Genomic DNA, 19,077 nt, shown 5'->3' on the forward strand with positions numbered 1-19,077 from the left:
TCTATTCCATCAGGCTTAGGCAACACCATGACCTTTAGAAGCCACCCAAATGCGATACCATTGTTCACGAGTCAATTCGATTGACAGGGAGCTCACGGCGCTTTCTACGCGCTCAATCTTACCCGAACCAATGATTGCCAGTGGCTTTGATGGTAGGCGTCGTACCCATGCATAAATCACTTGTTCAATCGACTGCGCACCAACTTCTACACGAATCGCTTCGAGCTCTGCACGAACACGTTTTGCTTGTTCGGATTGGCCTGTAAACAACTCACCACCAGCAAGACATGACCACGCCATCGGTCTTACGCGCTTCATTTGTAGTTGATCTAGCGTACCATCATGTGCAACATCAAAATTCAGTGGATTAATTTCTACTTGGTTCGTCACTAGTGGCTTGTGCGTTCGCGACTCAAGCAGATCAAACTGACTTGGCGTAAAATTAGATACACCGAAGTATTTTACCTTACCAACTTTATGCAGTTCAGAAAAAACCTCAGCAACTTCATCCGCATCCATCAATACATCTGGACGATGAATCAATAATAAATCGATGTGATCAACATTGAGGCGAGACAACGAATTATTCACCGACTCATGAATATGCGCCGAGCTGGTATCATAATGATTCACTTTACGTTGCGGATGTTTTGCACCACACAACTGAATGTCGCACTTAGTGACAATTTGAATTTGCTCGCGAACAGACGGATCCAACTTCATCGCTTCGCCAAACAACTGCTCACACTCATAGCCACCATAAATATCTGCATGGTCAACAGTCGTGATCCCTAAATCTATGTGCTGCTTTAAAAACGTCAAACGTTGTTGAGGCGTCATGCCCCACTCCGTTAGTCGCCAGTAACCTTGTACCAGTTCTGAAAGCTCAGGACCTTGTGGGCCAACTACCACTTTAGACACCATCTCTATTACTCCTAAATTATCCTGCCACTAGGCTAAGCTGCTTTGAATAAATGCTCAATGCGAACCCGAGTAGAGCGCCTGATAATTACCAGTTTTGGGTCAACCGCCACACTTTTCTTACTCCAACGCTATGCCTACATCAAATAGACACATCGCTTGAAAGCTACCGATAAGTGTAGAGGATGAAATCAGAAGCACTGAAACTAAATATTTGCCGAAATCTAGCTTCTACCTGAACAAACAGACAGCATAAAAAAAGCTCCTACAGATAGGAGCTTTTTCATTTAAAATGAGCCGCTAGGCGTTACGACGCTGTTTCACTGCCTGAGCGAGCTGACGCAGCACTTGCTCAGTGTCATCCCAGTTAATACAACCATCGGTAATCGATTGGCCATAAGTCGCTGCTTTACCATCAATAAGATCTTGGCGACCCTCAACCAAATGAGATTCAATCATCACACCAAAAATAGCGTCTTCACCTGCCGCTAGCTGGCCTGCCACATCTTCAGCAACTACCATCTGGCGCTTATACTCTTTTGAGCTGTTGGCATGGCTAAAGTCAATCATCACTTTCTGCGGCAAACCTGATGCTTCAAGCTCTTGCTTAATTGCACTCACATGCTCAGCGCTGTAATTTGGCTCTTTACCGCCACGTAAAATGATGTGGCAATCTGGGTTTCCACTGGTCTCAATAATCGCCGAGTGACCGAACTTCGTCACAGATAGGAAATGGTGAGAAGCGCCAGCAGAGCGAATCGCATCTGAGGCGATTTTGATGTTGCCATCAGTACCATTCTTAAAGCCAACTGGGCATGATAGGCCCGATGATAACTCACGGTGAACCTGAGATTCCGTGGTACGAGCACCTATTGCACCCCAGCTGATCAAATCGCCAACGTATTGCGGCGTGATCATGTCTAGGAACTCACTTGCCGTCGGAATACCAAGATCAGTTAAATCGAGTAGCAACTTACGGCCAATACGCAGTCCATCGTTAATTTTGAAGGTGTCGTTCAAGTAAGGGTCGTTAATCAAACCTTTCCAGCCCACGGTAGTACGCGGTTTCTCAAAGTAAACTCGCATGACCACTTCAAGGTCTTCACTCAGCTCATCACGCAGTACTTTCAGCTTCTTGCCGTACTCTAGCGCCGCTTCAGTATCGTGAATCGAACATGGACCGACAATGACTAATAGACGATCGTCAGTGCCCTTTAAGATATTTGAAATTGATTCGCGTGAACGAAATGTTGTAGAAGAAGCGGTTTCTGTTGCCGGAAATTTTTCTAATACAGCTACCGGTGGTAATAACTCTTTTACTTTGTGGATTCGTACATCATCTGTTTGAAACATCGCTACTTCTTCCTGTTTATTTCGAGTGATTGGCATTATTACGTGCTTGCCGATTCGACCCTTTACGTTCCTGTTCCTTGTAACTTATCTATCAAAAACAAACCTTGCAACCATTATTTTATTTAAAAGGCAATATTTCTGCATATTTTAAACTTTACAGCTAGTGTAAATAAAAAATTACACCCATTATCAAAGATAAGAAACTAACGAAAATCTAATCAAAAATTAATTAAATTCAAAGAATTATAAAAATAACTTTTTAAGCTTCTCGCAAGATTCAGAGCAGATTCAACAAAAACCACTAGATACGTCATCCTAAAGCAGATTCAATCTGAAAGGGATTATGAGATCTGTGAACGCGGTAAGGTCACAAATTCTCGACTGAATAGGCGCTCAATTAGACTGATTTGCCAAATAGAGGCGATAGACAGCACTACCCAATAAAAGCCCGGAAATATTGATCAAAAAATCTTGCCATGAGAATTCTCTCAACGGGCTAACGGCTTGAAAAGCCTCATCTGCTGAGACGAGACAGAGCATTAGGATCAACAGCGGGGGGAAGCGAAATAAGGCGTTACGAAAATAGTATTTTGGGGTCGCCCAACAGGCTATAAATCCCAATAAAAATGAGAGGATACTGTGCAGGGCCCAGTCACCACCAAGCAATACTTCAACTTCTCGTACGCTGTTGCCATGCACATTAAACGTCTTCGCCATTGACGCTAAACCGCCAAGCAATACGACAACCATGAGCAGAAGCACTCGGCGATTAAAATATAAAGGACATTTATTCATGCTTGCTGTTCTAAGGGGTCATGCTGTCTGGATGATGAAAATACGACCAGCATACGTGAACCCCTCGTGATATCAAAGGTCATTTTGTTGATTTTTGGTTATTTTTTATATCGTTAAGTAATGTAGTGATCGACCAACAGTAAAACAAAAAGCAGCATCAGATGGTAAATAGAGAACTTAAACGTCTCGATGGCTGTCTTCTCTGTTGGCTGGTATTTCAACTTCCAAGCATAACCAATAAAGCCTGCACTCAACACAATGGAGCCTATCCAATAAAGTGGACCACTCATCCCAACCAAAGCGGGTAATAAACACACTAAGGCCAATAAAATGGTGTAAAGCAAGATAGAGGTTTTAGTGTACTCAATCCCATGAGTCACTGGCAGCATAGGAATATCGGCTTTGGCATAATCATCTCGGCGATGGATGGCGAGCGCCCAAAAATGTGGTGGCGTCCAGATAAAAATGATCATCACAAGCAGCCAAGCATGGCTGTGTAGCTCCCCCGTCACCGCGCTCCAACCCAACAACGGCGGCATTGCCCCGGCAATCCCAGCGATGACAATATTTTGTGGCGTCGCACGTTTCAAATACATGGTGTAAACCACTGCATAGCCCAAAAGACTGGCAAACGTCAGCCAAGCCGTTAGCGGATTAACGGTAAACAGCAATATCATAAACCCCGCAACACCGAGGGTGGTGGCAAATCCCGCCACACGCATTGGCGACATCTCCCCTTGTGGTAAAGGGCGGCGGTGTGTTCGAGCCATCACGGCATCAATACGACGATCAATTAAATGATTGAAAGCTGCCGCCGAAGAAGCCATTAAGCCAATGCCCAGCATTCCCAATACACTTTGCTGCAAAGGCAGAGAACCCGGCATAGCCAAACACATCCCAACTAGCGCCGTGAGTAGCATCAACATCACCACTTTTGGCTTGGTTAATGCAAGGTAACTACGCCACACGGCTTTGCTCTGGCTGTATTCATAACTTAGAGATTTACTCATGGTAGGCCTCCTTGCCAACACGCGTACCTAGTGCAGAAGTTTTAGGGATTGATTGCCACAATAAATGATTAATATACAGTACATTAAGTAAAAGCAATGCGGCTCCGAGATTGTGAGCAACCGCAACCACGATGGGTAAGCTAAAGACAACATTACTGATCCCCAACATGATCTGTAGCGCCAGCAATACTGTTAACCATCTAGCTTGGCGCTGATAGTAAGAATTTTCTTGTTTGAATAACTGCCAAATCAAACTAATCAATACAAGACTCACTGCCATTGCGCCAAAGCGATGCATGACATGAATCGTCATTCTTGCACCATAGTCTAACGTGCCAAACTCATAGCTCTCTTGTGGTGGTTGGATGAACTGAAAAGCGGTGTTGAAGTCCAAATAATCACGCCATTGTCCTTGGCATATCGGCAGTTCGGTACACATTAAGGCGGCATAATTGGAGGATGTCCAACCACCAAGCGCAATTTGCATTACCAGCAGTATTAAAGCCAACACGGCAATGATTTTTATCACACTAGAATTAGGCGATATCCGTTGCTTGGTATTATGCACAAGAAGGGCGACATTGGGCTCAGGCTCTTGTTCGAGTGCGGTATGTGAGCATTCACTTGCTCGAACCTGCCAATACAACAAAGCCAATAAGCTAAACAGTGTAAAGCCGCCAAGTAAGTGTCCCATCACCACTAAAGGCATCAACTTCATCGTGACTGTCCACATTCCGAGTAGAGCTTGGAATACGACCACGACACTGATCAAAACAGGCAACACTCGGCCCACTTGTTTTTGAACAATAGCGATAACTGAAATGGCAAAGACCAATAAACCAAGCGAGCCTGCAAAATATCGATGGATCATTTCCAGCCATGCTTTATCCGTCTCGACAGTTAAAGCAGGAAAAAGATGGTTGGCTTGAGCAATTTCCAGCTCACTATTGGGTACGCTAAGCTGACCATAACAACCGGGCCAATCTGGGCAGCCTAGTCCGGCATCCGCTAGACGAGTATAAGCACCTAAAAGAATGACGATAAACGTCAGCAGCAAACTCAGTTGTAACATGCGTTTTAATAGCATAGAGCCTCCTTAACCCACCCGAGATAACTTGAGTAGTTTTCTCAGATCAGCCAGTAATCCTTTACTTTGAGCCACTAAATGGTCTTGCGAATCCACCTTTGGGTAGCGCATGACTAGCTGACCTCTTGGGTCAACAATCACATATTCAAAACTGTCCACCACTTGCCCAAATGCGCTGTTGATCGTAAGTGTTGACAAACCAATGTCCTGAAGCGCTTGTTGATCACTACGCTCGCGAACTAGCACGACAGGTTCAACCCGCTGTTGATACTTTCCTAAGGCAGTATGGCTTTGTTTCAGTAGATAGAGTTGTTCTAGGCAGAGCGAGTCGCATACTTCTGGCATCACATAGGCCAATTGCCAACGCTGACCAAGATAAGGATTCTCAACACCAAGGCTCGCATAACTGGTGGAAGGTTCAATTAACGTACCTTTATTGGTCACGCCAGCCGTGTACCACTGCTGCTGTAGAATCAACTTGGCTAATAGTGCAGGCGAAGCAAACACGAAAATAAGTGCCAATAACATGATGCGACCGCGAGTAACTGATGCTTTCATTTGCTCTCCTTAGCTCAATGACAATCAAGGTAAATCGTTGACCACTTTTTGCTTTGACTTCACTGCCAACGACAGCCAAATAAGCGCTAATATTGCCAATGCTACTGCCATGGCAAACCACTGCACCGCATAACCAATATGTTTTCCTGCGCTCATTGGCAGTGGGTTCCACGGTTGTGGGTAATCCCACTGCTGAACAATCGATTGTGGTTGAACGACAAACCTCTCAATTGGGTATTGCCAAAGGCGACTTAACGCAGCGATGTTCAAATTTTGAATACGCACTGGCCAGGTATCCTCAGCCATCAATGCGTCACTGAGCGGGTTGTTTGAACGTACATACAATCGCCCTTCCCCTTGATACCTCTCATCCAACCAATTGACCTCAGGTAGAATTGAACGATTCACACCCGCAGGAATAAAGCCTCGTTCAAGTAATACATAACGCCCTTGTGCCGTTTTCATCAACTGAATCGCCAAATAGCCCACATTGCCCTCAAATACTTGGTTATCTAGCAATAAGTATTTTCCATGTATTGGCGTCACAACAACGTCCACTCGTTGCCCGGTCAAATGGCTCTCTTGGCTAGGCTGTACATCATCTAATGGCAGAAGGGTTTGCCGCTGCTTGCTATCAAGCTCTTGCTGTATCGCCTGTTTCTGCTCAGCCCGATTTAATTGCCATAATCCCAAGTTGACCAATATCGATATCGCAACCACAGTTAAGATTAGCGCCAACCAAAACGACGGTTGTTTAATTAACTCACTTAAGGACAACGCTATGGTTTTCATCTTCAAATTACTGCTTGTGGTACTACTGCTTTTTATCATCGCCAACCTCGCCAAAGCCTTAATTGAGATGGTTAAATCGCCCGATGAAGACGAAGCAAACGAATCTGATCAGCCTCCTATGAGTCACTATTTAGGTCAACGTCTTGTTCTCTCCGCCCTCGCGGTGGTGTTACTCATTGTGGCTTTACTTACCGGCGTCATCGAAGCCAATGTCCGCCCTTATTAGCAATACCCATTGATTAAACACACTCTCAATCCAGCTCTATTCACCCATCGTTTTGATATTTGAGAACGATGGGTTCTGGCTAAAGCACGTAGACAAAGATGAACAAACACAACCACACCACATCAACAAAGTGCCAATACCAACTCCCGGCCTGAAACGCGAAATGATCTTTCGGAGTAAAGTGATCTTTCGCAACCCGAGCCAACAAGATGATCAAGAAGATGGTGCCTAAACAGACATGTAAACCATGAAAGCCTGTTAATAAGAAAAAGGTATTGCCGTAAATACCTGCATCTAACGTCAAGCCCAGCTCTTCATATGCATGAATGTATTCCGCCGCCTGAAAATAAAGAAAGAAGAATGCCAATACGATGGTAATTTCGAGCCACACAATCAACGCCATGCGCTTGTTACGCTCTAAACTGACGTGCGCCATATGCAAAGTGACGGAAGATAACAGCAGGATCAGCGTATTTTTTAGCGGAATGCCTGCCCAGCCCATTGCCATGGTTGTCGTACCATCAGGTGTCGTGGTCAGCGGCCATATTGCCTCAAACGCCGGCCACAGCACTTCATGAGTCATCGCATTATTACTTGCTCCAGCAAGCCAAGGAACCGAGATCAAACGTGCATAAAACAGCGCCCCGAAAAATGCACCAAAAAACATGATTTCCGAGAATATAAACCAGCTCATTCCCTGACGAAACGAACGTGATATTTGCGCAGAATAGAGACCGGTCATCGACTCAGTAATCACGTTACTGAACCACCTTGCTAAGACGTAGAGCAGAAAAAGAAAGCCAAAACCCAATATAATTTTTGAAAAGAGACTCGCACTGCCACCTTCAGCCATGGTTTGCACCGTCAACCCGGCCCCTAGCGCAATCAAAAACAAGGCGATGGCTGCCACGATCGGCCAGGTACTTTGTGCTGGTACATAATATGATTGAGGTTTAGAGCTCATGCTGTTTCTCCTTGTAAGCCACGAGTTTCGTGGTTGTGGCATGCTTCTGGCCAAGCAGTTGTGGTTCAGTTGCCCTGCAAATTATTGTCGCGCATTGTCTGTTTAGTCATATCGCGTGATGCCGGAGCCTCAATTTTCGCCACTTGCTTGCTCTTCTTATTTTGTGCAGCCGTGATGTCATACAGCGTGTAAGAGAGCGTTAAGGTATGAATCGATTGAGGTATATCTCGTTCTATGTAAAAAATTAGCGGCATATCCACGCCACTTCGGCCATCAAGTGGCTGTTTGTTAAAACAAAAACACTCCACTTTGTTAAAGTAGCTTGCCCCCATTCCGGGAGAAACCGAGGGGACGGCTTGGCCAATCACCGTTTGATCGGAACGGTTAAATGCGTAGTAAGAGGTCTGAATTACCTCCCCAGGATGTACATCCATGCTCATAACTTGAGGTTTAAACTCCCACGGCATAGTCGGATTAGGGTGAGCAATAAACTCAACTCGAATCGTGCGCGACGTATCAGGTGTTAACGCAGCGGGTTGCTCCACAGCCTCACGATTAGTTTTGCCATTGATGCCAAGTGCATCGCACATAATGTCGTACAACGGCACCAGCGCGAAACCAAAGCCAAACATCGCTATCGTGGCGACCAACAACTTAGCCGTTAAGGTTTTGTTCGCTTTGCGTTGAATATGCTCTTGTTCATCCATGATCATCACCTCAATCTATTTTAGGTGGCGTCGAAAAGGTATGGTGCGGTGCAGGGCTTGGAACGGTCCATTCCAATCCTTCCGCCCGTTCCCATGGCTTCGCAGGGGCTTTTTCTCCACCACGAATGCATTTAATGACAACCCACAAGAACAACAACTGTGATAAACCAAATGCAAAGCCACCAATGGAGACAATTTGGTTCACATCGGCAAACTGAATCGCATAATCTGGGATCCGTCTTGGCATCCCCGCCAACCCCAGAAAGTGCATCGGGAAGAACAACACGTTGACCGAGATAATCGAAGTCCAAAAATGCCATAAACTTAATTTTTGGTCGTACATATACCCAGTCCATTTAGGCAGCCAATAATAGGCCGCCGCCATGATAGAGAAGACCGCACCAGACACCAGCACATAATGAAAATGCGCCACCACAAAATAGGTATCGTGATATTGGAAGTCGGCAGGCACTATCGCCAACATCAATCCTGAAAAACCACCGATTGTGAACAATACAATAAAGGCGATCGCGAACAGCATCGGCGTTTCAAATGTCATTGCTCCTCGCCACATGGTCGCCACCCAGTTAAAAACTTTCACCCCAGTTGGTACGGCGATCAACATGGTGCAATACATAAAGAACAGTTCGGCAAATACTGGCATCCCAGTGGTAAACATGTGGTGCGCCCAAACAAGGAACGACAACAACGCAATACTGCAAGTGGCGTACACCATAGAGTGATAACCAAAAAGCTTTTTGCCGCTAAATGCTGGGATAATCGCCGAAATAATGCCAAATGAAGGCAAAATCATAATGTACACTTCTGGGTGACCGAAGAACCAGAAAATATGCTGGAACATCACTGGATCACCGCCCCCCGCCGCATCAAAGAACGAAGTACCAAAGTACTTATCCGTCAACACCATGGTGACGGCCCCCGCCAGCACCGGCATAACGGCAATCAATAGAAAAGCAGTGATCAACCATGTCCAGACAAACAACGGCATTTTGAACCATGTCATTCCTGGTGCACGCATATTGACGATGGTCACGATGACGTTTATCGCCCCCATGATCGAGCTGATCCCCATAATGTGCACCGAAAAAACGAACAACGCGGTGCTATCTGGCCCGTAAGTTGTCGACAGTGGCGCATAAAAAGTCCAGCCAAAATCAGGCCCACCACCCGCTGTGAACAGTGAACCAATTAAAATTGCAAACGCAAAAGGCAAGATCCAAAAGCTGAGGTTATTCATACGGGGCAATGCCATATCTGGCGCACCAATCATTAATGGAATCATCCAGTTTGCCAGCCCCGTGAAAGCAGGCATCACAGCACCAAACACCATCACTAAGCCATGCACCGTGGTCATCTGATTAAAAAATTGTGGATCAACAAGTTGTAACCCCGGCTGAAAGAGCTCTGCACGAATGATCATTGCCATTGCGCCGCCGGTGAAAAACATGATCAAACTAAACCATAAATAGAGCGTACCGATGTCTTTGTGGTTAGTAGAGTAAATCCAGCGAGCCAACCCTTTGGGTGCGTGATGCTCTTCATGATCGAGTGCCGCAGTTGAATTCGCGCGACTCAAATCAGCATCGGCGACTGGCGATGACTTGGTTGGGTGAGGAGTCTGGGTTTTCATTGTGCCTCCTTGCCTTGGCTTTGCATCTTAAAGGCATTGATGTCCGCGGCTTGGACCACATCGCCGGTATTATTCTCAAATCCATTACGTTGATAAGTGATTACGGCGGCGATCTCTTGTTCGGTCAGTTGGTTACTAAATGATTGCATCGCGGTACCCGCCACCCCATTTACGATAGTACTGATGTGTGCATCCAAATCGCCCGTTACCACTGCACTGCCCTTAATCGCAGGGAATGCACCAGGAATCCCCTCGCCATTGGCTTGGTGACAAACCGCACAGCGCTCAACATAAATCTGTTCGCCTTCCAGCATTAACTCTTCGAGGGTTAATACACTGCCTAGCGCTTGTGCCGCCTGCTCTTTGGCTAACGCTAACTGAACTTTCTGATCGGCAAGCCATGCATCGTAATCATCCTCTTCCATTGCGTGTACCACGATGGGCATAAAACCATGGGCTCGTCCGCACAACTCGGCACATTGACCGCGATACACCCCAGGTTTATCAATGCGTGTCCAAGCTTCGTTGATAAAACCAGGGATAGTGTCTTTTTTCACCGCAAAATCCGGTACCCACCAAGAATGAATCACATCATCAGAGGTCATTAAAAAGCGAATTTTACGATTGATAGGCAACACCAACGGGTTATCGACTTCCAGTAGATAATGCGCTCCTTTCGCTTCAAGACCATCGATTTGCTTCTGGCTAGTCGCCAACAAACTAAAGAACTCCACCTCTTCACCAAAGTAACTGTAATGCCACTTCCACTGAGAGCCGGTGATTTTGACGGTAAGATCTGATTGGGTGGTATCTTCCATTGCCACTAGGGTTTTAGTGGCTGGTATCGCCATGGCGATCAAGATAATGATGGGGATGACAGTCCAAATAATTTCAACTTTGGTGCTTTCATGAAAATGTGCAGCCACCGCGCCCTTCGACTTGCGATGTTTAAAAATGGAATAAAACATCGCGCCAAAAACAATCAAGGCGATTGCGCAGCATATGTAAAAAATCAGCATATGCAGCTCATAAACCTGCCCACTGATTTGTGTCACGCCTTGCGTCATGTTTAGTACTGGCTCTTCAGCGCTTGCTGAAAATGCCGATATTGCAGCCCCGACTTTCAATGTTAGCCATAGCCATGCTGGTATTCTCTTCAAAAGAGCTCTCCTCTGCTTCTGCCCAGTCGAGCGCGAAAACGAAAGGTTCAATCACTTTTACGTAGAACATCAGAAACTCTGCTCAACGTCCATTTGCGCTTTATTCGTGCTTTCCATGCGTAATACCTAGATTACATCTCAAATGAAATTGGAAAATTAATTCATTTGAGTTCACCTAAAACTGACGCAATTTGTTATATTTATGTTAATTAATGCTAGTTATCGATTTTAAAATGTGCAAGAAAGTGCAGTGACAAAATGGTTTAGCGATTGCGCTCTCGCAAATGATAAGCAATATCACCTAAGATAAATGAAACGTCTCAAATAGGTAATCACGATGACAGAACAAATGACACAATGGCTGGCACTCGATCCAGACCCAAAAACACGTGAAGAATTGCAACGTTTGATTGCTGAAAATCAACAACACGAATTAACGGACCGATTTCGTAGCCGCTTAGAGTTTGGTACCGCGGGGTTACGTGGCAAAGTGGGTTGTGGTCCTAACCGAATGAATAGATTGGTTATTCAGCAAACTGCGTGTGGACTTGGTCACTACTTACAAAGCCAATTTAGCGATGCTAATCAACGAGGAGTTGTGATTGGTTATGATGGCCGCACCGATTCAAAGCAATTTGCTCATGATACAGCCGCCGTGCTGGCACAGTTGGGTATCAAGGTCTACTTAACTCACGATGTCGCGGCAACGCCTATCGTTGCTTTTGGGGTTAATTACCTCAACACCGTCGCTGCTGTCGTTGTAACGGCTAGCCATAACCCTCCGGAATATAACGGTTTTAAGGTTTACTGGCAAAATGGTGCGCAGATCATTCCACCACACGATTCCGGCATCGCTGCTTGTATCGACGCCGTCGCTAATCAGCCAATTTCATTACTGTCACTTGAAGAGGCTCAGCAACAAGGCAAACTCGAGTGGCTTAATGATGACTACTACCAAACCTATCGCCAAACCATGAATAGCAATACTCTGCTAACTAATCATAGCCAGCCAGATGCGATTGGTATTGCTTACACAGCAATGCACGGTGTTGGCGCAAGAATGGCAGAAACCCTGCTTGCGGATGCCGGCTTTAGTAAAGTTTACAGTGTAAAAGAGCAACGCGAACCTGATGGTTCCTTCCCGACAGTTAACTTCCCTAATCCCGAAGAAGCCGGTGCTATGGATATGGTGATCGCCCTTGCCAAACAACACAACGCGCAATTAGCCTGCGCCAATGATCCCGACGCTGATCGTTTTGCCGTAGCGGTTCAAAAACCCGACGGCGACTACCAAATGTTAACCGGCGATCAAGTTGGTGCGCTATTTGGTCATTACTTACTCAGCAAAACAGAATCGTCCAAGCAGCTGGTGGGCAACACCATCGTTTCATCGAGTCTACTCAGTAAAATTGCCGCAGCTCATGGCGCAGAGTACTTCCAAACCTTAACTGGATTTAAATGGCTCACCAACGTCGCGATGCAAAAGCAATCTGCAGAACATCAATTCTTATTCGCTTATGAGGAAGCGCTTGGTTATACCGTCGGAAGCAAGGTGTGGGATAAAGATGGCTTATCGGCACTCGTCGCTTTCGCTCAGTTGAGTGCAGAACTTTACAGCCAAGGAAAAACGATTTGGGATCAGTTAGAAAGCCTCTATCGCCAGCATGGTATATTTGTTAATGCTCAAAGAAGCATCGCCCTAGCACCCAACACGCCACCCGTCGGTGATAAACTGCGCACGGAACCGCCAGTCGCGATTGCCGGACGTAACGTAGAGATCACCGAAGATCTTAAACACCAGCGTCGCCACTATGCTGATGGCCGTATTGAAACGATTGATTTACCGAGTAGTGATGTACTGATTTATCACCTTTCTGGAGGTGCTCGCGTTATCGTGCGACCATCAGGCACGGAGCCGAAATTGAAGTGCTACTATGAAGTGGTTGAACCCATTTCGAGCAATGATGACTATTCTTCAGCACTTGAAAAAGCTCAATTATCGATGGATATGCTCATTGCAGAGCATCAACATATGATTTAAATTGACGCGAATATCGCCGAAAAAGCCAAAAAGCATGGGGAACCATGCTTTTTTGTTTACATTATTAAACAGACTTAGAAGTTTGCTCGCTAACCAATTCGCTTTTGCAAAAAGATTTTATCGACACCCGCCATCGGATAACCACTATAACGGCCTACTTCTTCAAAGCCGAGCTTAAGATAGAAACCTCTTGCTTGAAATGAAAAGGTATCGAGATAAATGTCCGTCACGCCCATTTCTCGCACCTGCTGCTCCGCGATGCTAAACACCTGTCGGCCAAGACCAGAAGTGCGCTTAGTTTCATCAAGCCAAAAATAATCAATGAATAGCGTATTTGTGTATACCTCTCCAAATAAGCCTCCACAAAAGGTTCCTTGCTCATCATTTGCAACACAAGCCACTTTGTGGCTAGGAAAATCGGGTAAATTGTGGCTATTGAAGGTACGTAATCCCCCCAAGATTGCTTGTTTAACCGACTCGTCCGGGTCGACGATAAACTCTACCTGCATACACTACTCCTTATTGTGCCCATTGCTGGCTGATGGCAGTAGATTACCCTATTTACGTTTATAGATAAAAATATACAAACATAGAGTTATGACATAAAAAAACCAGCAATAAAGCTGGCTTAAAAATCAGTTAAATTTGAGGATAATAAACACGTTACCTCGTCGTGTTCATCACCAATACTAGGCTTGGAAAAAGCTATTCAGCATCCATAACGCCAGCACTAAAAAGATCGCGCCCATAAACTTATGTTGATACATTCTAAATTTGGCATTCTCGAGCAATCCTTTCCCCATCGTTCCCACCAGCGCGACCAGAAGAAAGTTAAAGATCAAACCAAGAACGTTCAATACTAAACCGAGCACCAACATTTGTTCACCTGAGGTTGCCGCCACTTTAGTCGAGACAAACTGCGGTAAAAACATCACAAAGAACACCAATGCTTTCGGATTAAGTAGATTACTCACCAATGCTCGCTGGTAGAATTTACTTGCCATCTTACTTTGGCCATCGAGTTCTGGCGCATCGATGCCTTGAGTGCGAATACAATCCCAGCCCATTTTTAGTAGATACGCTCCACCAAGTAAGTGCAATGCTTTTAATGCCATTGGGCTCATCGCGATCAGAGCTGACACGCCTAAAGCGGCAAGCAAAGTAAGAATAATGCCCGATGTAGCATTGCCTAAACTGGCAAAAATACCCACGCGACGACCATAGCTAATACTTGAACTAGCTATCAGTAACATGTCTGGTCCGGGAAGAAGCAAAAGTGCCACCACTGCCGTCAAATAGACAGGCAAAATAGAGATATCAATCATAATTATTATTTGCAGCTTAGCGAAAGGACAGGGATTTTATATTGCCCTAATTTTAATATCTAGATTTTATCGCTGAAATAACAAATATTTTAGGAATTAGCTATCAATGCAGAGTTTTAACTAATACCAAAAATGCTATTTTTCAATAGCCTAGAGTTTAAGTGACTAAAATTCGTGCCGATCATATAGTAAGTAAAGAGCAAGTTTGTACAAAAACTTCTGTTAGAGATCATCTATCCTGACAGCAACCCATTTGGCAAGGAGCGCTGTTCACTATGGACGACAATCATTTTAAAGAGAGTGCGAAGTTTCAACTGGCGCAAGAGCTCGGTGGCTTAGAGTTGATCGACGCTAAATATAAGCACCAAAATTTTTCTCGCCATAGTCATGAGGGTTATACCGTTGGAGTGATTCAAAAAGGCGCGCAACGCTTTTTTCGCAACGGTGGTAATCATATTGCACCAGAAGATAGCATTATATTGGTCAATGCCGAACAAGTGCATAATGGCCAAAGTGCCAGTGAAAATGGTTGGGAATATAAGGCAATGTATCCCCTGCCTAAGCAGTTTTCATCGCTCACTGACGGCATCAGCCGCGAGGCCATGGTCCCCTATTTCGCTGAACCTGTTGTTTACGATCCTGAAATGGCACAACAGCTACGTTTGGTATTCGATGTCTTAGAAAACTCGGATAACCGTTTACTAAGGGAAACCTTAGTCTATGGCACGTTAGTTAAGCTGATGGCTCGCCATGCAAAGAAATACATCGTCAATGAAGAAATAAGCCGCAATCAACGTCAGTTAATGGTGGCGAAAGAGTTCATTGATGACTTTCCACAAGCGGATGTCTCTTTGGAAGAGTTAGCGAAGCTGGCCAACCTCAGCCCTTATCACTTTGCGCGTTCCTTCCAAAAAGAATTTGGCCTTCCACCACACGGCTATCAAATCCAAGCTCGTTTGCGCTATGCCATGACGTTAATGAAACAAGGACACCGCCTAAGTGATGTGGCCCAAGAATCCGGCTTCCATGATCAAAGCCATCTGCATCGACATTTTAAACGCGCAATGGGCGTCACTCCAAAACAATATAAACAATCACTTTAACGGCAATTTTGTACAAGGTTTGTTTATCGCACATGGCGTAATGTGGACAGACAACATCAATAAGGAAGTATGTATGGGCAAGCCGCACCGCAGTCAAAAGTATGATTCAACCCAGAGTAATTCGATAGAGCGTACTTCTATAGAAAACGTCTCAACCAACGATAGAACTACTGACCAATTAGCCCAAAGCAACCGAGAACTTTTTTTACAGGGCTGCATCGCCATGATTCCGCTTAGCATTGCGGTTGTTCCATGGGGATTATTAGCAGGATCCTATGCAATTGATTCAGGCTTGAACCCCATCGAAAGCCAAGCATTGTCAGCAATTTTGTTTGCGGGCTCCGCCCAGCTTGTCGCAACAGGGATGATGAAAGCTGGCGCTGGCATCGCAACGCTATTACTGACGACCTTGTTCATAACTTCAAGACACTTTCTTTATAGCGTATCGATGCGCAGTACGATTGGTAAACTTCCACTACGCTGGCGGCTAGCGTTAGGTTTTTTGCTCACCGATGAGCTATTTGCTATCTGTGGCAATCAAACCACTCAACGTTTTGAGCCTTGGTACGCTCTCGGGGCTGGGCTAAGCTTCTACCTATGTTGGAATTTAGCTACCTTTGTGGGCATTGTCGCTGGCAGCTATATACCCGCGATGAACGAGCTAGGACTTGAATTTGCCGTCGCAGCCACATTTATCGCCTTAGTTATCCCCAATGTAAAAAACTCGCCAACTTTGGCAGCCGTTATCGCGGCTTTGATCTTTTCGGTGGCACTTAACCTTTTTCACGTCGAAGGAGCATTAATGATCGCCAGCCTAGGCGGCATGTTAACAGGTTATTTGGTTGAAACTTTGCGCGGAGAGCAAGCATGATCATACTTTCAATTTTCGCCATGGCTGGGTTAGTATTTTTCAGCCGCTATGTCTTTCTTGAGCCTAAGTTACCTTTGCGCCTCGCGCCTCAAGTGCAGCGCATTCTGAGCTATTCAGGCCCAGCAGTACTGACTGCCATTCTAGCGCCTATCGTTTTTCTACCCGAGGGGGAATTATGGCTAGCCCCGACGAACCCATACTTACTTTGTGCGGTATTAGCGGCCATATTGATCTATAAGAGTGCTAATGTGCTATTAACAACGGTGGTCAGTATGGTGGTGTTTTTACTGCTGAATAACTTGCTGCTGTAAGCAACTCCAATCCACATCCATAGTCATTCAACAAGCGGCATAGGGCCAAAACAACAACGCCAGCAATAATTGCTGGCGTTGTTTTTAATCTTAGTTGCCTAGTTTGCTAGCCATTCTATTTCAATTAACGTTTTTCCTGCGTGGATCAAGCGGCCGAGAAATACATCCCCTTGCTGTACTTCACCCACGCCTTGCGGGGTGCCACTCATGATGACATCACCATCGCACAAGGTCGTGTAACTTTGTAGCTCAGCGACGATCATTTGTGGTGAATAAATCATCTGTTTTACTCCCCCACGCTGTACTCGAACGCAGTTGATGAATAGTTCAATCTCAAGCTCGTCAATCGTTAGACCGGCTAAAGGAATAAAGCGACTAAACACAGCAGAACCATCGAATGCTTTGGCTCGCTCCCAAGGTAGGCCTTTCTGTTTTAGCTCCGATTGAAGTTGACGCTTGGTTAGATCCAGACCAATGCCCACGGCTGACAATTGTCCTTGAGTGACCACAAAGCAAATCTCACCTTCATAGTGCAGAGTCTCTTGATGGTAAGCATTAAGTTGGGTGGCAATCGCGGTTGAAGGCTTATTAAACACTACCATTTGTTGCGGAATTACATTATTCAGTTCTTTTATGTGATCTAAGTAATTACGGCCAACACAAAGAACTTTGGTTGGTGAAAGTGCTTTTCCGTCAACAATAATCGAGTGCATGGCTTCGTCCTTGGGAAACTAATGAAGGCACATTTTAGCCAAACTCATTCGACGGAAAACAAAAATTGATTTTAGAAATGAAAAACTCAGAGCTTGCGCCCATTATGAGCCAAACTCCGAGTTCGTATTAATCAACTATCGAGCAGATTAAGTTAGAAGAAGTAACGCACACCCGCGGTGTAGAAGTCTTCTTCTTTGATACCAATATCATTACCTAAATCAAACTGATAACCAGCAAACGTAACTAAGCCAGATGTAATGGTGTATTCAACTTGCAGTGCGCTTTGACTGTATTGTGTTTTACTCGTCTTATCGTCTTCAACCGATTCATAGTTAACACTAACATTCACGCCATTATCTAGGCCAAATGCCGCTAACGCTTCGTATTGATAAGACTCGGCAAGTAATTGCTTCTTAGCGTTAGTGAAAAAATGTTCATTTTTACCGTAAACGCCCGCAACATAAATTCCTTTACCATACGACCCATAGTTGACTGATACAAGGTGTGATTCAGCCTTACCACTATCTACATCACCGCCATTATAAGTATAGCCAACGCCAAAACCGGCAAAGTCACCACTAATAGCAATCTGTCCTCGAGTATCATAGTTACTCTTTTGTTTACCCTGCCAGCCCAAACCGATGTTTAAAGAAATATCATTACTAACGACCAATGTATTTCTATAGCTCACCATTTTTTCTGCACGCGCTGACCCGAGATTATATTGGTCTGAATATAGGAAGTCGTTGGCAAACGCAATCGGTAAATCAGCCACACCGCCTACGTCATAATAAGGTGACCATTGTGTACCAACTACCGCACGCCCGGCTTGCTCATGGCTCGCCCCAATATAGCCAAGTCGTGTATTAAACGAGGTATCGCCTCCATCTAAATAATTGAGGGACCATTCGCCTTTTGCGTCAACCGTAACGCCGTTACCAATTTCTTTTTTACCTTCAATATTGATTCGAGGTGACACCTGATGAACTTGTACTTCGGGATCGTCACCATAAGAACCATATTTACCAACCCCCACATCAACGTAGCCACCGACGGCTAAACTGGTTCCATCTCCACTGTAAATTTGTGCAGCAGACGCACTGGTTGAAGCGATTAAAGTTGATGCCACTGCAATGGCTAAGCTATTTAATTTCATCATTATTTCCCTATCTATGTGATAGTTGCTTTTTATTAACGTGCTAAATAAAACACGCGCTACCCATTCAAATTTAGTAATGAAACTGTAACTTTCAAATGTGAAACGTTGCTTATTTTCACTTGTAGCACCAAAAAACCACCATTAGTGTCAATGTTCGTTTTTTAACCGCATAAATTTAAAGACAATATTCTTTGGGATGGATGAAGTACGGTATTTAGTGACGTCAATCACAATTTAACCAAGTTATTTAAGTTATGTGATGCTGAGCACACTAATACCAAGTGCTTATGGCAATTGGCCTGTGGAAGGTTTTTTACACAAATAAATGC

20 protein-coding genes are annotated in these 19,077 nt (G+C 44.9%); 5 read left to right on the plus strand and 15 right to left on the minus strand.

Going from position 1 to position 19,077, the window contains the following annotated elements; translation table 11 throughout:
* Nucleotides 1–15 precede the first annotated feature (15 nt).
* The 7 genes from RH86_RS12990 to RH86_RS13020 form a co-directional block, all read right to left on the minus strand.
* Nucleotides 16–924 carry an aldo/keto reductase family oxidoreductase gene (locus tag RH86_RS12990; protein WP_009386565.1) on the minus strand — a complete coding sequence of 303 codons (909 nt, stop codon included), beginning with the start codon at nt 922–924 and terminating at the stop codon, nt 16–18.
* Between the two features lie 297 nt (nt 925–1,221).
* Nucleotides 1,222–2,274 (minus strand): 3-deoxy-7-phosphoheptulonate synthase AroG, encoded by a 1,053-nt coding sequence (gene aroG, locus RH86_RS12995; RefSeq protein WP_009386567.1) that lies wholly within the window; start codon nt 2,272–2,274, stop codon nt 1,222–1,224.
* Between the two features lie 393 nt (nt 2,275–2,667).
* Nucleotides 2,668–3,069, minus strand: coding sequence for a VanZ family protein (locus RH86_RS13000; protein ID WP_009386569.1), 402 nt, complete (start codon nt 3,067–3,069; stop codon nt 2,668–2,670).
* Between the two features lie 113 nt (nt 3,070–3,182).
* Nucleotides 3,183–4,079, minus strand: a complete 897-nt coding sequence (gene cyoE / locus RH86_RS13005; RefSeq protein ID WP_009386571.1) for a heme o synthase — start codon at nt 4,077–4,079, stop codon at nt 3,183–3,185.
* Nucleotides 4,072–5,166 (minus strand): COX15/CtaA family protein, encoded by a 1,095-nt coding sequence (locus tag RH86_RS13010; RefSeq protein WP_009386625.1) that lies wholly within the window; start codon nt 5,164–5,166, stop codon nt 4,072–4,074. Before RH86_RS13010 ends, cyoE begins: the two co-directional genes overlap by 8 nt.
* 9 nt (nt 5,167–5,175) lie before the next feature.
* Complete coding sequence (locus RH86_RS13015; protein ID WP_009386626.1) at nt 5,176–5,724, minus strand: hypothetical protein; 549 nt, start codon at nt 5,722–5,724, stop codon at nt 5,176–5,178.
* 24 nt (nt 5,725–5,748) lie between these two features.
* Complete coding sequence (locus RH86_RS13020) at nt 5,749–6,516, minus strand: SURF1 family protein (RefSeq protein WP_009386628.1); 768 nt, start codon at nt 6,514–6,516, stop codon at nt 5,749–5,751.
* On the opposite strand from RH86_RS13020, the gene RH86_RS13025 reads away from it, so the two are divergent.
* On the plus strand, nt 6,506–6,742 hold the full coding sequence (locus RH86_RS13025) for a DUF2909 domain-containing protein (RefSeq protein ID WP_009386630.1): 237 nt from the start codon (nt 6,506–6,508) through the stop codon (nt 6,740–6,742). The two genes, RH86_RS13020 and RH86_RS13025, sit on opposite strands and share 11 nt — an antisense overlap.
* A gap of 79 nt (nt 6,743–6,821) precedes the next feature.
* On the opposite strand, the gene RH86_RS13030 is transcribed toward RH86_RS13025, so the two are convergent.
* The 4 genes from RH86_RS13030 to coxB all read right to left on the minus strand — a co-directional run bounded on the left by RH86_RS13030 (nt 6,822) and on the right by coxB (nt 11,224).
* Nucleotides 6,822–7,706 carry a cytochrome c oxidase subunit 3 gene (locus tag RH86_RS13030; protein ID WP_009386631.1) on the minus strand — a complete coding sequence of 295 codons (885 nt, stop codon included), beginning with the start codon at nt 7,704–7,706 and terminating at the stop codon, nt 6,822–6,824.
* Nucleotides 7,707–7,771: 65 nt separating this feature from the next.
* Nucleotides 7,772–8,413 (minus strand): cytochrome c oxidase assembly protein, encoded by a 642-nt coding sequence (locus tag RH86_RS13035; RefSeq protein ID WP_009386632.1) that lies wholly within the window; start codon nt 8,411–8,413, stop codon nt 7,772–7,774.
* 10 nt (nt 8,414–8,423) lie between these two features.
* Nucleotides 8,424–10,064, minus strand: coding sequence for a cytochrome c oxidase subunit I (gene ctaD / locus RH86_RS13040; RefSeq protein ID WP_009386633.1), 1,641 nt, complete (start codon nt 10,062–10,064; stop codon nt 8,424–8,426).
* Complete coding sequence (gene coxB / locus RH86_RS13045) at nt 10,061–11,224, minus strand: cytochrome c oxidase subunit II (protein WP_083823373.1); 1,164 nt, start codon at nt 11,222–11,224, stop codon at nt 10,061–10,063. The genes ctaD and coxB overlap by 4 nt, the downstream gene beginning before the upstream one ends.
* Before the next feature lie 337 nt (nt 11,225–11,561).
* Here coxB and RH86_RS13050 point away from each other — a divergent pair, with 337 nt between their 5' ends.
* On the plus strand, nt 11,562–13,265 hold the full coding sequence (locus tag RH86_RS13050; RefSeq protein ID WP_009386637.1) for a phospho-sugar mutase: 1,704 nt from the start codon (nt 11,562–11,564) through the stop codon (nt 13,263–13,265).
* Nucleotides 13,266–13,354: 89 nt separating this feature from the next.
* Here the strand turns inward: RH86_RS13050 and RH86_RS13055 are convergent, their stop codons facing one another.
* Both RH86_RS13055 and RH86_RS13060 read right to left on the minus strand, forming a co-directional pair.
* The gene (locus tag RH86_RS13055; RefSeq protein ID WP_009386639.1) at nt 13,355–13,774 is read right to left on the minus strand and encodes a GNAT family N-acetyltransferase; all 420 of its coding nucleotides are present in this window, start codon (nt 13,772–13,774) and stop codon (nt 13,355–13,357) included.
* Nucleotides 13,775–13,954: 180 nt separating this feature from the next.
* Nucleotides 13,955–14,590 (minus strand): LysE family translocator, encoded by a 636-nt coding sequence (locus RH86_RS13060; RefSeq protein ID WP_009386640.1) that lies wholly within the window; start codon nt 14,588–14,590, stop codon nt 13,955–13,957.
* Between the two features lie 275 nt (nt 14,591–14,865).
* Between RH86_RS13060 and RH86_RS13065 the strand changes: the two genes are divergently transcribed.
* From RH86_RS13065 to RH86_RS13075, 3 genes are all read left to right on the plus strand, one after another.
* Nucleotides 14,866–15,693: an AraC family transcriptional regulator gene (locus tag RH86_RS13065; RefSeq protein ID WP_009386641.1), complete on the plus strand. Its 828-nt coding sequence runs from the start codon at nt 14,866–14,868 to the stop codon at nt 15,691–15,693.
* Between the two features lie 73 nt (nt 15,694–15,766).
* Nucleotides 15,767–16,564 carry an AzlC family ABC transporter permease gene (locus RH86_RS13070; RefSeq protein ID WP_009386642.1) on the plus strand — a complete coding sequence of 266 codons (798 nt, stop codon included), beginning with the start codon at nt 15,767–15,769 and terminating at the stop codon, nt 16,562–16,564.
* Nucleotides 16,561–16,875 (plus strand): AzlD domain-containing protein, encoded by a 315-nt coding sequence (locus tag RH86_RS13075; RefSeq protein ID WP_009386643.1) that lies wholly within the window; start codon nt 16,561–16,563, stop codon nt 16,873–16,875. Before RH86_RS13070 ends, RH86_RS13075 begins: the two co-directional genes overlap by 4 nt.
* A 98-nt stretch (nt 16,876–16,973) precedes the next feature.
* On the opposite strand, the gene RH86_RS13080 is transcribed toward RH86_RS13075, so the two are convergent.
* Together RH86_RS13080 and RH86_RS13085 are read right to left on the minus strand one after the other, a co-directional pair.
* A complete protein-coding gene (locus tag RH86_RS13080; protein WP_009386644.1) occupies nt 16,974–17,588 on the minus strand; it encodes a fumarylacetoacetate hydrolase family protein in 615 nt (204 codons plus the stop codon).
* A 152-nt stretch (nt 17,589–17,740) separates the two neighbouring features.
* Nucleotides 17,741–18,745 carry a porin gene (locus tag RH86_RS13085; protein WP_009386645.1) on the minus strand — a complete coding sequence of 335 codons (1,005 nt, stop codon included), beginning with the start codon at nt 18,743–18,745 and terminating at the stop codon, nt 17,741–17,743.
* Nucleotides 18,746–19,077 lie beyond the last annotated feature (332 nt).

Origin of the sequence: Vibrio sp. N418 (assembly GCF_000222565.1) — a bacterium.
Taxonomy (GTDB): domain Bacteria; phylum Pseudomonadota; class Gammaproteobacteria; order Enterobacterales; family Vibrionaceae; genus Vibrio; species Vibrio scophthalmi.

Bases quoted from the DNA above. Each gene is read 5' to 3' on its own strand.
- RH86_RS13065 (WP_009386641.1), top strand. From the start codon at position 14,866: ATGGACGACAATCATTTTAAAGAGAGTGCGAAGTTTCAACTGGCGCAA.
- RH86_RS13060 (WP_009386640.1), bottom strand. From the start codon at position 14,590: ATGATTGATATCTCTATTTTGCCTGTCTATTTGACGGCAGTGGTGGCA.
- ctaD (WP_009386633.1), bottom strand. From the start codon at position 10,064: ATGAAAACCCAGACTCCTCACCCAACCAAGTCATCGCCAGTCGCCGAT.
- aroG (WP_009386567.1), bottom strand. From the start codon at position 2,274: ATGTTTCAAACAGATGATGTACGAATCCACAAAGTAAAAGAGTTATTA.
- RH86_RS13000 (WP_009386569.1), bottom strand. From the start codon at position 3,069: ATGAATAAATGTCCTTTATATTTTAATCGCCGAGTGCTTCTGCTCATG.
- cyoE (WP_009386571.1), bottom strand. From the start codon at position 4,079: ATGAGTAAATCTCTAAGTTATGAATACAGCCAGAGCAAAGCCGTGTGG.
- RH86_RS13080 (WP_009386644.1), bottom strand. From the start codon at position 17,588: ATGCACTCGATTATTGTTGACGGAAAAGCACTTTCACCAACCAAAGTT.
- RH86_RS13055 (WP_009386639.1), bottom strand. From the start codon at position 13,774: ATGCAGGTAGAGTTTATCGTCGACCCGGACGAGTCGGTTAAACAAGCA.
- RH86_RS13050 (WP_009386637.1), top strand. From the start codon at position 11,562: ATGACAGAACAAATGACACAATGGCTGGCACTCGATCCAGACCCAAAA.
- RH86_RS13025 (WP_009386630.1), top strand. From the start codon at position 6,506: ATGGTTTTCATCTTCAAATTACTGCTTGTGGTACTACTGCTTTTTATC.
- RH86_RS13075 (WP_009386643.1), top strand. From the start codon at position 16,561: ATGATCATACTTTCAATTTTCGCCATGGCTGGGTTAGTATTTTTCAGC.
- RH86_RS13070 (WP_009386642.1), top strand. From the start codon at position 15,767: ATGGGCAAGCCGCACCGCAGTCAAAAGTATGATTCAACCCAGAGTAAT.
- RH86_RS13010 (WP_009386625.1), bottom strand. From the start codon at position 5,166: ATGCTATTAAAACGCATGTTACAACTGAGTTTGCTGCTGACGTTTATC.
- RH86_RS13035 (WP_009386632.1), bottom strand. From the start codon at position 8,413: ATGGATGAACAAGAGCATATTCAACGCAAAGCGAACAAAACCTTAACG.
- RH86_RS13085 (WP_009386645.1), bottom strand. From the start codon at position 18,745: ATGAAATTAAATAGCTTAGCCATTGCAGTGGCATCAACTTTAATCGCT.
- RH86_RS13030 (WP_009386631.1), bottom strand. From the start codon at position 7,706: ATGAGCTCTAAACCTCAATCATATTATGTACCAGCACAAAGTACCTGG.
- RH86_RS12990 (WP_009386565.1), bottom strand. From the start codon at position 924: ATGGTGTCTAAAGTGGTAGTTGGCCCACAAGGTCCTGAGCTTTCAGAA.
- RH86_RS13015 (WP_009386626.1), bottom strand. From the start codon at position 5,724: ATGAAAGCATCAGTTACTCGCGGTCGCATCATGTTATTGGCACTTATT.
- RH86_RS13020 (WP_009386628.1), bottom strand. From the start codon at position 6,516: ATGAAAACCATAGCGTTGTCCTTAAGTGAGTTAATTAAACAACCGTCG.